We start from the raw sequence: 14232 nt of genomic DNA, 5'->3' as shown, positions 1-14232 counted from the left end.
GACGGGCTTCCGATTACTTGACGTGGTGTTTCTTGGTCTGGGCGACGTCCATGTCGGCTTCGTTCTCGATCAGCGTGCCGTTCTTGCGCGCTTCCAGGAATTCGGCCTGCACTTGGGCGCGGGTCAGGCCGGCCGGTTGGGCTTTGGTGGTGGTCGCCAGCGCGCCGTTGGCGACGGCCGTTTGCGCGGCGGCGCTGCCGGCGGCGGTGCTCGTGGCGGCGGTGGTGGCCGGCGCGGCGTTCTGCGCGAAAGCGTTGGTGACGGTGGTGGCCGTGGCGGCGATCGCGAAGGCGGCGGTGGCGGCGGCTTTGATCAGGTTTTTGGTCGTGATGCTCATGGCGTTGCTCCTTGGTTTGGCTGCTGGGATGGAGTAACTATAGAGATGAATATTACATTTGTAAAGTAAAAAATACCTATGAGAACGATAGCCTTTATGCGCGATCCCGCACGGAACGGCCACGGCGGCGGTGGTCAAATGGGTGTTTTCAGAGGGAGGGACAGATCATGTCTGACAGTACCTTGGACCCGGACAATATCCCGGTCGGCACCGACCGCACACTGGGGCGCGGCCATGGCTCGCGGGCGCTGGGCCCCAGCGACAACTCCGACAGCGGCAGCGATGTCGCAGGCGAGCCGGATATCGGCCTCGATAGCGACACCGATGCAGAAGGCACCGGCGAGCGCGCCGGCGTGGACGTCGAAACGCTGCCGGCCGATACCGACATCGGCTTCGATCACGTCGAAGCGATCCCGGTGGTGGATGGCGAGTTCCACGAGGAGGTGCCGGAAGAGGGCACCGAGACCGAGCGCCCCGAGCGGCGCGACTGGTCGCGCACCGGCTCGACGCCGGCCGCGCGGCCTTAATGCGGGCTATCTGCGGGCGATCTGCGGGCGATTTATTTGTGGCTGGACGATCCGGCCCACAGATTGATGTCGCCTTCCTTGGCCAGCTGGTCGATGTCGGCCAGCTCCTTGGCGGTGAAGGCCAGGTTCTGCAACGCCGCCACGTTCTCGCGGATCTGCGCGCTGCTGCTGGCGCCGATCAGCGTGGACGTGACGCGCGGATCGCGCAGCACCCAGGCCAGCGCCATCTGCGCCAGCGTCTGGCCGCGCGCCTTGGCGATTTCGTTCAGGCCGCGCACGCGCGCCAGGTTTTCATCGCTCAGGTGCGCTTTCTGCAGAGAGCCCCCGCCCGGGCGGTTCACGCGTGAGTCCTGCGGAATCCCGTTCAGGTATTTGTCGCTCAGGATGCCCTGCGCCAGCGCGGTGAAGGTGATGCAGCCCATGCCCTGCTTGGCCAGCGTATCGAGCAGGTCTTCCTCGATCCAGCGGTTCAGCATATTGTAGGATGGCTGATGGATCAGGCACGGCACCTTCCACTCGGCCAGCAGGCGCGCCGCCTCAGCGGTCTTCTCGGCCGAATACGACGACACGCCCACATACAGCGCCTTGCCCTGCTGGACCGCGTGCGCCAGCGCGCCCATGGTTTCCTCCAGCGGCGTGTCCGGATCGAAGCGGTGCGAATAGAAGATGTCGACGTAGTCGAGGCCCATGCGCTTCAGGCTCTGATCCAGGCTGGCCAGCACGTACTTGCGCGAACCGCCGCCCTGGCCGTAGGGGCCGGGCCACATGTCCCAGCCGGCCTTGGTGGAAATGATCAGCTCATCGCGATACGGCTGGAAGTCGGCCTTGAACAGATGGCCGAAATTGGATTCGGCCGAGCCGTACGGCGGCCCGTAGTTGTTGGCCAGGTCGAAGTGGGTGATGCCCAGGTCGAAAGCGGTGCGCAGCATGTCGCGCTGCGAGGCGAGCGAGTTGGTGTCGCCGAAGTTGTGCCACAGCCCGAGGGACATCAGCGGCAGTTGCAGGCCGCTGCGGCCGCAGCGGCGGTATTGCATCGCTTCGTAGCGGTGCGGCGAGGCGTGGTAGGTCATCTGGATACTCCGGGATGGAAGAGAGGTGTTCCGGATTATAGGCATGCCGGCCCGATTGTGCAGATCGTGGCGTGCAATCCAGCCGTCGATTCCGGCAAACCATCGCGGCTGCTGGCGTTTCGTCGCATTCCGCAGGACGCCACGCGGCGGTTTTGGCAAGCTGCCGGTTTTATCCTGGAAGCCGGCCAGATGTTCAGACTATCGTTATCCATGCTGCGGCGCGACTGGCGCGCGGGCGAGTTGCGCTTCCTGCTGGCGGCGCTGATGCTGTCGGTGGCGGCGTTGTCGTCGGTGAACTTCTTTACCGCGCGCATGGGCGCCGGCATCGCGCGCAACGCCAACCAGGTGCTGGCCGCCGACCTGGTGCTCGCGTCCGACCAGCCCTTGCCCGCCGACCTGCGCGCCGAGGCCCAGCGGCGCGGCCTGCGCAGCGCCGACACGGTCGCGATGCTGAACATGGCGCTCGCCGGCGCGGACGGGCAGGGTGCGTCGATGCTGGTCGCGCTCAAGAGCGTGAGCGACACCTATCCCTTGCGCGGCCACATGAAGCTGCGCCGCGACGGCCTGCCGGATGCCGCGGCCGCGTCCATCCCCGCGCCCGGCACCGTGTGGGTCGATCCGACCCTGACGGCGGCGCTGAACCTGCGCGTCGGCTCCACGCTGCGCATCGGCGAGCGCACGCTGACGGTGGCCGGCGTGATCGCCTCCGAGCCCGACGCCGCCGCCTCCTTCCTCACGCTGGCGCCGCGCGCGATGATCAACAGCGCCGACCTGCTGTCCACCAATCTGCTCCAGCAGCATGCCATCGCCACTCACCGCCTGCTGGTGGCTGGCGAACCGGCGCAGGTGGCCGGCTTCGAACAATGGGTGAAGGCGCGCATCGCCGCCACGCCCAAGCTGGGCATCGAAATCAGCACGCTCGCCTCGGCGGGCAAGGAGAGCCAGTCCATGCAGGACCAGGGGCGGCAGTTCCTGTCGCTGGTCGGGCTGTTGTCCGCGCTGTTGGCCGGGATCGCGGTGGCGATGGCCGCGCGCCGCTACGTGCAGCGCCACCTCGACGCCTGCGCCGTGCTGCGCTGCCTCGGCCAGACCCAATCGCAGCAGATCCGCATGTACCTGCTGGAGTTCCTGATGCTGGGCGTGGCCGGCAGCGTCATCGGTGTGCTGCTGGGATTCGGTTGCCATTTCGTGCTGCTCGAATGGCTGGGCAAGCTGGTGGATGCCGACCTGCCGCCGCCCGGCTGGCAGCCCGCGCTGCAAGGCCTGGTGGCGGGGCTGGCGCTGTTGCTGGGCTTCGCGCTGCCGCCGCTGCTCCAGATGCGCAACGTGTCGCAAGTGCGGCTGCTGCGCCGCGAGCAGGAAGCGCCGCAGGCGCGCACCATCGCCAGCTACGCGCTGGGCGCCGGCGTGTTCGCCGCGCTGCTGGTGTGGCAGACCGACGACGTCATGCTCGGCCTGATCGCGGCCGCCGCCTTCGCGCTGTGCGGCTTGGTGTTCGGCCTGGCGGCATGGCTGGGCGTTGGCGCGCTGCGGCCGATGCGCGGCCTGTTCAACCATCCGGCCTGGCGCTTCGCCATCACCGACATGCGCCGCCGCCCGGCGGCCAGCATCACGCAGATCGTCGCGCTGGCGCTGGGCCTGACCGCTTTGCTGCTGCTGACGGTGGTGCGCGCCGATCTGCTGTCCGCATGGCGCCAGGCCACGCCGGACGGCGCGCCGAATCACTACATCATCAACATCGAGCCTGACCAGCGGCAGGCGCTGGAGGCGCGCCTGAAGCGCTACGGCCAGCCGACCATGCATGTGCTGAGCCGTGGGCGGCTGGTCGGCATCAACGGCAAGCCCGCCAAGTCGGACGATCCGCGCGCCAAGGAGATGGTCGAGCGCGAAATGGAGATCGAGCAGGCCGATACGCTGCAAGCGCCGAACACCATCACCGCCGGCCGCTGGTACGAGGGCGCCGCCGCCGAAGTATCGGTCGACCAGGGCATCGCCGAAATCCTCGGCATCAAGCTGGGCGACCGCCTGACCTTCGACGTGGCCGGCGAGACGCTGGACGTCAAGGCCACCAGCCTGCGCAAGGTGGACTGGCGCGCGCACCAGGTGGGCGCCGCCTTCGAAGTGGCGCCCGGCCTGATGACCACCATGCCGGCCACGCTGGCGACCACCGTGTACGTGCCGGCGGACGACCAGCGCTTCTCCTACCTGCTGGCGCACGACTACCCGAATGTGAGTGTGCTCGACATCAGCGCCTTCATCCAGCGCATGCAGGACACGCTGGCGCAGGTCAGCGCGGCGGTGGAATTCCTGTTCGCGTTCACGCTGATGTCCGGATTGCTGGTACTGTACGCTGCGATGGCGGTATCGCTGGACGCGCGCAAGCGCCAGGCCGCGCTGCTGCGCGCGCTGGGCGCCACGCGCCGGCAGCTGTCGCAGGCGCAGTGGATCGAGCATCTGCTGACCGGCGCCCTGGCGGGCGTGTTGGCGGCCGGCGGCGCGACTGCCGCCAGCTGGGCGCTGGCGCGCTTCAGCTTTCACCTGGCGTGGCAATGGTCGCCGTGGTTGTGGACCGCCGGCCTGCCGGCAGGCGCCTTGTGCGCGCTGGCGGGCGGCTGGGCGGGCTTGCGCAACGTGCTGAATCAACCGCCCTTACTCAGTCTTCGGGAAAATTAGGAGTAGCAATGACGAATTTGAATCTCGCGGCCAGCCTGCTGCGGCCGGCGATAGCGGTAAAAAACCTGGGCAAGCGCGTGAGCGACGCCACCGGTGAACTCACCATCCTGCACGACATCGACCTGACGGTGCAGGCAGGGGAGACGCTGGCCATCGTCGGCGCGTCCGGCTCGGGCAAGTCCACGCTGCTGGGCATCCTGGCGGGGCTGGACCTGCCGACCAGCGGCACGGTGGAACTGGAGAACACCGACATCTTCCAGCTCACCGAGGACGGCCGCGCCGTGTTCCGCCAGCAGAACGTGGGCTTCGTGTTCCAGTCGTTCCAGCTGCTGCCGCACCTGACCGCGCTGGAAAACGTCATGCTGCCGCTGGAACTGCGCGGCGAGGCGCACGCGAGCGAGAAGGCGAAGGCCATGCTGGAGCGGGTGGGCCTGTCGGCCCGCTTGCGCCACTATCCGAAGTACATGTCCGGCGGCGAGCAGCAGCGGGTGGCGCTGGCGCGCGCCTTTGTCTGCGAGCCGCCGTTGCTGCTGGCCGACGAGCCGACCGGCGCGCTGGACGCGGCCACCGGCGCCGCCGTGATCGAGTTGATGTTCGCGCTGAACCGCGAGCGCGGCTCGACGCTGGTGCTGGTCACGCACGATTTGTCGATCGCCGCGCGATGCGGCCGAACCGTCACCATGAACGCCGGCCGCCTGAGCGCCGCCTGAGAGAGGAACGAATGCGATTGCCACAGCTGATGTTGATCCCTGTGCTGGCGCTGGCCGGCGCCGCCGCACACGCCGACGGCCTGGCCGATTTGAAGGCGGCATTGGAGCACCTGCAGGAACCGGTGCCGTTGAAGGCCACGCTGGATTCGAACGTCTGGCGCCGCAACGGCGAGGGCAAGGACGCCGACGAGACCAGCGGCCAGGCCGCGGTCGGCATCGAGGATGGCCAGCGCGGCATGCAGCTCAGTTATAGCCGCGACATGCTGGCCAGGCTCGATGCGGAAGCGACGGCGGTCGCCCGCAATCCCAACGCCAAGACGCCGACGCTCAACGCCGCCCGCGAATTCAGCCCGACCGACCTGCGGCCCATGATCTCGGCCGCCAGCAGCCTGGCGCAGATGCTGGAGAAGACCAGCTTCCTGAGCGAGAAGGCCGACGTCTACCAGGGCAAGCCTGCGCGCGTGCTGACCTTCGCGCAGGGCATCGACGTGCTGGCCGACAGGGACCGCAAATACGTGAAGGAATTCGATGGACGGCTGAACGTGTGGATCGCCGCCGACGGCACGCCGCTGGCCAGTCGCATCACGCAGAGCATGCATGGCCGCGCCTTCATCGTCATCACCTTTGAGGCGAAGAACGAGGAATCCAGCGTCTACGCGCTGGCGGGCAACCGCCTGGTATCGATTCGTAAGGAGAGCCGCAACACCGCATCGGGCGCCGGCGAGAAGAGCGAGTTCAAGATCGTAAAGACCCTGCAGCTCCAATAAAAAAAGGGCCAAGTCCTGGACTTGACCCCTTGGCCTGCAAGCTTACAATCAGGCGAAGTTGGCTGCTGCGAAGTCCCAGTTGGCCAGCTTGAAGAAGGTCTCTACATACTTAGGACGCGCATTGCGGTAGTCGATGTAGTAGGCGTGTTCCCACAGATCGCAGGTGATCAGTGCTTTGGCGTCGGTGGTCAGCGGGGTGGCGGCGTTGGAGGTGTTGACGATGTCCAGCGAACCGTCGGCTTTCTTCACCAGCCAGGTCCAGCTCGAACCGAAGTTGCCCACGCACGACTTGGTGAACTCTTCCTTGAACTTGTCGAACGAACCCCACTTGGCGTTGATCGCGTCGGCCAGCGCGCCCGATGGTGCGCCTTTGCCGTTCGGGGTCAGGCCGTTCCAGTAGAAGGTGTGGTTCCACACCTGGGCCGAGTTGTTGAAGATGCCGCCGGACGATTTCTTGACGATCTCTTCCAGGGACAGGTTTTCAAACTCGGTGCCCTTGATCAGGTTGTTCAGGTTGGTGACATACGTTTGATGGTGCTTGCCGTAGTGGTATTCCAGTGTCTCTTGCGAGATGTGCGGCGCCAGGGCGTCGATGGCGTATGGCAGTGGTGGCAGGGTATGTTCCATTGTTCTTCCTTGTGTTGGTTTGACGATGTGAAAAAATCGAGGTGATTCTTGCCGAAACGTCCGTCATTGTAAAGCGGTTGCGCCATCGGTGCAGAAAAGGCCAGATTTCCGTGTGGCTATCTCGATCAGCGCACGCGGCGGGTGGTTTCGCGCACGATCAGCTCCAAAGGCGGCACTTCGCCCCGTGCTTCCTCGCCGTTGATGATGCGCAGCAGCGCCTGGGTGGCGATGCGGCCGATGTCATACAAGGGCTGGCGTATAGTCGTTAGTGGCGGCGTGGTATAGGACGAGCCGGGCAGATCGTCGAAGCCGACCAGCGAGATGTCGTCCGGCACGCGGATGCCCTTGCGGTACAGCGCCAGCCGCGCGCCATACGCGCTCAGGTCGTTGGCCGCGAACACGGCGGTGAACTGCTGGTGCGTGTCGAACAGCCGGTTCATCGCCAGCATGCCGCTGGCCTCGTGGTAGTTACCCTCGACGATCAGGTCCTGGTCCAGTTCGATATTCGCCTCGCGCAGCGCGCGCGTGTAGCCGGCCAGGCGCTCGGTGGCGTCGATGTTGTTGGCCGGGCCGGAGATGAAGGCGATCCGCCGGTGGCCCAGCTCGATCAGATGATGCACCGCCATGCAGGCGCCCGATTCGTTGTCCAGCTTGAAGCCCAGCGCGCTGCGGGTCTGCAATGCGCGGCCGGTGGAGACGATGGGGCGCTGGCTGGCGAAGCCCAGCACGGCCTGGTCCGACATGCGGCCCGACAGCAGGATGATGCCGTCCACCTTGCGCGCCAGCAGCAGGCGCATGCGATCGGCCTCCTCGTCCGCGTTCCAGTGGCCGCTGACGATCACCGAGGCGTAGCCGGTGCCTTTCAAGCCGTCGTCCACGCCGCGCAGCGTTTCGTCGAAGAAGGGGGAGGAGATGTCCTGCACCACGATGCCGATGGTCATCGAGCGGCCTTTTTTCAGGCCCTGCGCCATCTGGTTGGGCGCGAACTTCATCTTGTCGATGGCGGCCAGCACGGCCAGGCGCTTGTCGTCGGACACCTTGGCGGTGCCGTTGAGGATGCGCGACACGGTGCTGGGGGACACGCCCGCCTGGCGCGCTACATCCATCAGGGTCGATGGGCCGGAAGAGTGGGGGACGTCTGCCAAGGCAATTCCTGTTGTGATCGTTATTCTGTGAAAACCTTTTCGCCGAAGATTACCATAAAATTCACGCTTTCCCGGCCAAATCCACCCCCGATGCCGCATTGACTTTCACGACGATACGGTATTTAATGAAAAAGGCGCTTGAAATCGTTTTCATAAGCGATGTGACATATAATCAATCCGCCGGCAAACTACAAGAAACCAGGAAGAGACATGCAACGCGAATCGTTTTCGCACCTCGCCAACGGCCCGCGCCTGCTGGCCGACATCGGCGGCACCAGCGCCAGCTTCGGGCTGGAGACGGCCCCCAACCGGATCGAGGCGATCTGGATCACCGACTGCGCCGCCTATCCCACGCTGGGCGCGGCGCTGGTGGCCTACCTGTCGCAGCCGGCCACGGTGGCGGCGGGCGGCTACCAGGCGCGCTTCGCCGGCATCGCCATCGCCAATCCCATCGACGGCGACTGGGTGACGATGACCAACCACCACTGGTCGTTCTCGATCGAGGCGGTGTGTTCGCAATTCAGCCTGAAATCGCTGGTGGTGGTGAACGACTTCACCGCGCTGGCCAGCGCCTTGCCCTACCTGGCGCCGGACCACAAGCGCCAGATCGGCGGCGGCGTCGCGCGCGCCGGCGCCACCATCGGCCTGGTGGGCGCGGACGCGGGGCTGGGCGTGTCCGCCCTGGTGCCGGCCGGCGAGCGCTGGATCGCCATCGACAGCGAGGGTGGCCACAGCACCTTCGCGCCGATGAACGAGCGCGAGATCGACATCCTGCGCTACGCGCGCCGCTACCACGAGCATGTGTCGAGCGAGCGGCTGGTGTCGGGCATCGGCATCGCGCTGGTGTACCGCGCGCTGGCCGAGCGCGCGCGCGTCGAGCCGCAGGACCTGAACACCGCGCAGATCATGGAGCGCGGCCTGCACCGCCTGTGTCCCGTGTGCGAGGAGACGCTGGACGCCTTCTGCGACATGCTCGGCACCGTGGCCGGCAACGTCGCGCTGACCTTGGGCGCCAAGGGCGGTATCTACATCGGCGGCCGCATCGTGCCGCAGATGAGCGAATTCTTCGAGCGCTCCGGCTTCCGCGCGCGCTTCGAGCAGAAGGGCCGCTTCTCCGACTACCTGTCGCACATTCCCACCTTCGTCATCACCGAACAATATCCCACGCTGATCGGCATGTCGGCCATGCTGTCGGCCGGCTGATCGCAGCATCACAGCGCCATCTGCGGCTCCAGCGGCAGGCATAGTTCGCAATCCTGCGCCTCCACGCAGGCGTCGCGCTGCTCCGGTTCGTAGCGCTCGAAGCAGGGGCGGGCGGCCGCCTTGTAGCGGCCATACAGCACGCCCTCATGCAGCAGCCGGTGCCACGCATCCTTGCTCAACACCCTCGGGCCGATGAAGCGCAGCACCGCGTGCGCGCCACCGGCGATGGTTTTGATCGGCATGCCGGCCGGCGCCACGAAATCCCCCGGCACCTCCACGCAGACATCGTAGCGGCACTTCTCCGGTGCCGTGATGTCGGGATCGTCCAGCCCCATGCCGAAGCGCGGCGACGGCGGCAGGTTGTGCTGGCGGCACCAGGCGTCGAGCTGCGACCACTGCGCCGCGCTGTCCTCGTCGTAGGGGCCGAAGTGGCGCGTGTAGGCCACGCGCGCGGTCGGCAGACGGACTATGCGCACCGGCCCGTTCTGGCCGGCCACCGGACCCTGGCTGCTGGCGGCCGCCATGTCGCGCTGCCGGTCGCGCCAGCGCGACGGCGACAGCCCGAAGTGCTGGCGGAAGGCGCGGGCGAAGCCGTCGGCGGTGTCGAAGCCGCAGTTCTGCGCGATCGCGGCCACCGAATCGGACGAGTACAGCAGCTGCGAGGCCCCGGTCTCCAGCCGGCGCCGTCGCACGTAGGCGTGCGGCGCCTCGGCGCTCCACTGCTGGAAGCGGCGCAGAAAATGGTAGCGCGACAGATGCGCCTGGGCGGCCAGGCAGTCGAGGTTGAGGTTCTGGCCCAGATGCCCATCGATATAGTCCAGCACCTGGTTGAGCCGGTGCTCCAGCGGACGGGACGTCGGGGATGGCATGTGCATGGGTACTTGCTCCGGATTATAAAACGGGAAATGCTGTCAATATAAAAAGACAAGTGAAACGTTTCCATCATAGTCATCTCTTTTCGTCAAGGCCAGCACCGTTACATGTGTGTGGTTGAAAAGACACTCCGAAGGCTGCGCAACTTTGAACGGGTGGAGGGCTGTCGATCTGTCTATGCTTTATCTGTGTGCAATGTTGTTTTTGATATCGCACACGGAAGATCTCTTAAAAATAACTATGGAGACTAAGCTATGACAACAAGCAGACTCTGCAAACTATCGCTCGCGGCCGCCATCACGCTGGCCTACAGCGCACCCGGCATGGCCGCATCCAGCTGCGACCGTTACGTCTCGTACCCGGTGCTGGGCGAGACCTACACCGTCATCAGCAACTTCTGGAACGACAAGGCCACCGGTTCCCAGTGCATCAACGTCAACCAGGACACCGGTGAGTGGAACCTGAGCAGCGCGCCGTCCTCGCCCGACAGCACGCCGGCCGCCTATCCGGCCATCTACAAGGGCTGCCACTGGCACTCGTGCACCAAGGACAGCGGCCTGCCGCTGCAGCAGAAGGCGCTGACCTACGCGCCGACCCGCTGGCGCACCACGCCCGGCGCGGCCGGCGGCTGGGACGTGGCCTACGACATCTGGTTCAACACCACGCGGGAGGCCCCGGCCAGCGGCCAGCCGGACGGCGCCGAGATCATGATCTGGATTAACCACAACGGCACGCCGCAGCCGGCCGGCAGCAAGACCGGCAACGTTAACCTCAACGGCATGAACTGGGATGTGTGGACCGCATGGAACACGCCGAACGGATGGCCGCGCTGGAACATCGTCTCCTACGTCGCCACCTCGCCGGTGAACGAGGTCAACTTCGACCTGGTGCCGTTCTTCCGCGACTCGGTCGCCCGCAAGGCGGTCGACAGCAACTGGTGGCTGTTGGACGTCGAGGCCGGCACCGAGATCTGGCGCAACGGCTCCGGCTTCAGCAGCAGCAACTTCGACGTGCAGTTCCACACCGACCCGGTCGCCGGCATCGACCCGACCAAGTGGTACGCCGTGGTCAACAAGAACAGCGGCTCCTGCGTCGACGACGCCGAATACGGCACCAGCAATGGCGCCGTGGTCCAGCAATGGGCCTGCGACAGCCGCGGCGCCGCCAACCAGCAATGGCAGTTCACGCCCACCGACAGCGGCAACTACCGCGTCAGCAGCCGGCAGGCGCCGGCGCTCGCGTGGGACGTGGCCGGCTGGGGCACGGCCAACGGCTCGGCGGTCCAGCTGTGGACCTACGGCGGCGGCAGCAATCAGCAATGGCAGGCGGTGGACCAGGGCGACGGCCACTACAAGTTCGTCGGCCGGGCCAGCGGCAAGTGCCTGGACGTGCCCGGCGCCTCCACCTCCGACGGCGCGCGCTTGCAGGTCTGGGACTGCAACGGCACGCCGGCGCAATCGTTCAAGTTGATCGAGCAGTAAGCAGGGAGCAGTAAAAGTTCATCGCTTCGCCCGCCGCGAAGTTGCCGGCCCCGATGCGGGGGCCGGCTTTTTTACAATAATAAACAGGAGACCTATTTTGCACGCGATGACGAAGAAAACAATAATGAGCCTGGCGATAGCCAGCGCCTTCAACCTGGCCGCACACCACGCCTACGCCGCACCGGCGGACGCCGCCGACGCCGCACCCAAGGTGGTCGGCACCGACACCGACAAGGACGGCATCCCCGAAGTGAAGGTGACGGCGACCCGCTACTCCACCTCGCTGCTGAAGACCCCGCTGGCGGTGACCGCCTTCACGCAGGACAAGCTGACCCGCCAGGGCATCACCACCCTCAAGGGCATCTCCGGCGAACTGCCCAACGTGCAGATGACCGAGGCCAACGACTCGGCGGTGCAGATCACCATCCGTGGCATCAGCGCCACCAACTTCACCGAGATCGGCGACCCGTCGGCCGGCCTGCACGTGGCGGGGCTGTACTCGCCGCGTCCGCAGGGCGCGCAGGCGCTGATGTTCGACCTGGAGCAGGTGGAAGTGCTGCGTGGCCCGCAGGGCACGCTGTTCGGCCGCAACTCCACCGCCGGCAGCATCAACATCATCCCGGCCAAGCCGGAATTCGGCAGCACCTACGGCAGCAGCTCGTACGAGATGGGCAGCCTGCACATGAAGCAGCTCAACATGATCCAGAACATCGCCGTCAACGACTGGCTGGCGCTGCGCGCGACATTCATGAAGGTGAAGAAGGACAGCCGCCTGAACCAGCTGCAGGACTTCACCGGCTACACCGACAAGGGCTTCGCCTCGGTCTTCCCGCCCGGCACGCCGCTGGTGGACCAGCGCTACAACACCAAGGTGGACGCGGCCCACGCCTACAACAACCAGGACGAGTGGGCCGGCCGGCTGGCCGCGCGCATGAAGTTCGGCCGCGATGTCGAGTGGCTGCTGACGGGCGAGAAGTTCCAGAACAACGGCGCCGGCTACGTCAACGTGCGCGATTGCGACCAGGGCGCCGGCACCCGCTACGCCTGCACGCGCGGCCAGTGGGATGTGCTGATCAACGTGCCGGGCCAGACCGACATGACGATCAACACCGTGCGCTCGCAGGCCACCTGGAACGTCAACGCCAACACCACGCTGGACTACGGCTTCGCCTGGGCCGACCAGCAGCGCAGCCAGGTGCACGACGACGACAACGGCTTCCATCCGCTGCCGTTCCAGGTCGAGGTCAGCCTGCCGCTGCAATCGGGCGGCAACTGGGGCACGTGGCCGGTCAAGGACAACGCCACCCGCACCCACGATTCGCGCTACAAGTCCACGGTCAACGAGCTGCAGCTCAAGCAGAATTTCGGCGCGCTCAAATACGTCGCCGGCCTGTTCTGGATGCACGAGAAAAACCAGATCAACTTCTCGCAGGAGACCTTGGTCTACGGCCCGTACGGCGCGCCGATCTCGCAGTATTACGCGCAGCCTGACCGCGAGATCGACGCCAAGGCCGCCTTCGCGCAGGCCGATTGGACCTTCGCGCCGACGTGGACCGGCACCGTGGGCGGCCGCTTCAGCCGCGACAGCAAGTCCGACAAGGGCGGCCTGAATTACGGCGGCGACAGCTGGGGCGGCAACTACCCGAACGCCTACTATCTTGGCCTGTACAACCCCGGCGTGCCAGGCTCGCCGGGCTGGCGTCCGCATAACGGCAACGACCTGACCACGGCGATGGGCCCGAACAACGGCCCGCAAGCCTTGCTCGGCTTCGGCGCCCCGACCCCGAACGACCACGCCGACAGCTGGCGCAAATTCACGTGGCGCCTGGGCCTGAACAAGCAGATCAACGCGCAGGAGATGGCGTATGGCTCGGTCTCGACCGGCTACAAGTCCGGCGGCTTCGGCGACAAGCACGACCTGTGCGGCGGCATGCAGTGCGTGAACGGCCCATCGCCCAACATCTCGTACACGCCGTACGGCCCGGAGACGGTCATCAACTTCGAGCTGGGCTACAAGGCCAAGCTGCTGGAGAACCGTTTGGGCCTGTCCGTGGTGGCCTTCTTCCAGCGCTACAAGGACATGCAGATCACCGGCGACAACTTCTTCGCGCAGGTCATACCGAAGAGCCCATGCACCTCCGATCCGGCGTGCGACATCCAGCACGGCTGGCAGACCGTCAACGTGGCCAAGGTCAACATCCCCGGCCTGGAAATCGAGTGGGACTACAAGCCGTGGGCGGGCGCCAAGATCGGCGGCTTCGCCAGTTACATCAAGCCGACCATCCACGACTATGATTCCTACAACGACGGCTACCTGTGCAACGAGCGCATCGAGTTCAACTCGGTATCGAAGTGCCCCGAGGTGTACAGCGGGCCGGAGGCGCGCCTGCGCGGCCGCCGCGCGCGCAACCTCGAAGGCAACACGCTGCCGAACGCGCCGAAATACACCTTCGGCCTGAACATGTCGCAGGACTTCCCGCTCGACAGCGGCTACAAGCTGACGGCATGGGGTGGCATGCGCTACCAGAGCAAGATCTACTTCGACCTGCTCAACTTCGACGATCCGCATATCGGCCTGTCGCAGAAGGGCTATGCCAAGGGCGATGTCTCGCTCAAGCTGGCCAGCCCGGACGACAAGTGGTACGTGGAAGGCTACGTGCGCAACGTGACCGACACCTGGGCCAAAACCTGGGGCGGCGCGGCGACGGGCGGCCAGATGCAGGCCGGCTACATCGAACCGCGCACGGTGGGCGGACGGCTGGGCATCAACTACTAACGCACTTGTGGCACGGCAGGCGGCGGTTCGCCGCCGCCTGTTT

Annotated in this window: 12 protein-coding genes; 7 read left to right on the top strand and 5 right to left on the bottom strand. The window is 65.9% G+C overall.

The features are described 5' to 3' along the window. Positions 1-13 precede the first annotated feature (13 nt). Positions 14-337, bottom strand: a complete 324-nt coding sequence (locus tag ACUJB0_RS27975) for a DUF4148 domain-containing protein (RefSeq protein ID WP_444848108.1) — start codon at positions 335-337, stop codon at positions 14-16. Positions 338-504: 167 nt separating this feature from the next. On the opposite strand from ACUJB0_RS27975, the gene ACUJB0_RS27970 reads away from it, so the two are divergent. Continuing rightward, entirely contained in the window at positions 505-864 is a 360-nt protein-coding gene (locus ACUJB0_RS27970; protein WP_444848107.1) for a hypothetical protein, read from the top strand. Positions 865-896: 32 nt separating this feature from the next. On the opposite strand, the gene mgrA is transcribed toward ACUJB0_RS27970, so the two are convergent. Further along, positions 897-1934: an L-glyceraldehyde 3-phosphate reductase gene (mgrA, locus tag ACUJB0_RS27965; RefSeq protein ID WP_444848106.1), complete on the bottom strand. Its 1038-nt coding sequence runs from the start codon at positions 1932-1934 to the stop codon at positions 897-899. Positions 1935-2123: 189 nt separating this feature from the next. Here mgrA and ACUJB0_RS27960 point away from each other — a divergent pair, with 189 nt between their 5' ends. From ACUJB0_RS27960 to ACUJB0_RS27950, 3 genes are read left to right on the top strand one after another with little or no spacing between them, the layout of a single operon-like run. Next, positions 2124-4607, top strand: a complete 2484-nt coding sequence (locus ACUJB0_RS27960; RefSeq protein ID WP_444848105.1) for an ABC transporter permease — start codon at positions 2124-2126, stop codon at positions 4605-4607. 8 nt (positions 4608-4615) lie between these two features. Beyond that, positions 4616-5317, top strand: a complete 702-nt coding sequence (locus ACUJB0_RS27955; RefSeq protein ID WP_444848104.1) for an ABC transporter ATP-binding protein — start codon at positions 4616-4618, stop codon at positions 5315-5317. An 11-nt stretch (positions 5318-5328) separates the two neighbouring features. Further along, the gene (locus ACUJB0_RS27950; protein WP_444848103.1) at positions 5329-6084 is read left to right on the top strand and encodes a hypothetical protein; all 756 of its coding nucleotides are present in this window, start codon (positions 5329-5331) and stop codon (positions 6082-6084) included. 48 nt (positions 6085-6132) lie between these two features. Here ACUJB0_RS27950 and sodB read toward each other — a convergent pair whose 3' ends face one another. Continuing rightward, a complete protein-coding gene (gene sodB / locus ACUJB0_RS27945) occupies positions 6133-6711 on the bottom strand; it encodes a superoxide dismutase [Fe] (RefSeq protein ID WP_117014711.1) in 579 nt (192 codons plus the stop codon). A 125-nt stretch (positions 6712-6836) separates the two neighbouring features. Next, positions 6837-7817, bottom strand: coding sequence for a LacI family DNA-binding transcriptional regulator (locus ACUJB0_RS27940; RefSeq protein WP_444848132.1), 981 nt, complete (start codon positions 7815-7817; stop codon positions 6837-6839). A 249-nt stretch (positions 7818-8066) separates the two neighbouring features. Between ACUJB0_RS27940 and ACUJB0_RS27935 the strand changes: the two genes are divergently transcribed. Then, positions 8067-9059, top strand: coding sequence for a glucokinase (locus ACUJB0_RS27935; protein WP_444848102.1), 993 nt, complete (start codon positions 8067-8069; stop codon positions 9057-9059). Positions 9060-9067: 8 nt separating this feature from the next. On the opposite strand, the gene ACUJB0_RS27930 is transcribed toward ACUJB0_RS27935, so the two are convergent. After that, a complete protein-coding gene (locus ACUJB0_RS27930; RefSeq protein WP_444848101.1) occupies positions 9068-9934 on the bottom strand; it encodes an AraC family transcriptional regulator in 867 nt (288 codons plus the stop codon). Between the two features lie 252 nt (positions 9935-10186). Here ACUJB0_RS27930 and ACUJB0_RS27925 point away from each other — a divergent pair, with 252 nt between their 5' ends. Further along, positions 10187-11413 carry an RICIN domain-containing protein gene (locus ACUJB0_RS27925; RefSeq protein ID WP_444848100.1) on the top strand — a complete coding sequence of 409 codons (1227 nt, stop codon included), beginning with the start codon at positions 10187-10189 and terminating at the stop codon, positions 11411-11413. 124 nt (positions 11414-11537) lie between these two features. Continuing rightward, entirely contained in the window at positions 11538-14189 is a 2652-nt protein-coding gene (locus tag ACUJB0_RS27920) for a TonB-dependent receptor (protein ID WP_444848099.1), read from the top strand. The last annotated feature ends 43 nt before the right edge of the window (positions 14190-14232 follow it).

Origin of the sequence: Duganella caerulea, from assembly GCF_040362985.1 — a bacterium.
Lineage (GTDB): Bacteria > Pseudomonadota > Gammaproteobacteria > Burkholderiales > Burkholderiaceae_D > Rugamonas > Rugamonas vulcania.
The sequence above is the reverse complement of the archived record's forward strand: the minus strand, read 5'-3'. Positions and strand labels throughout refer to the sequence as shown.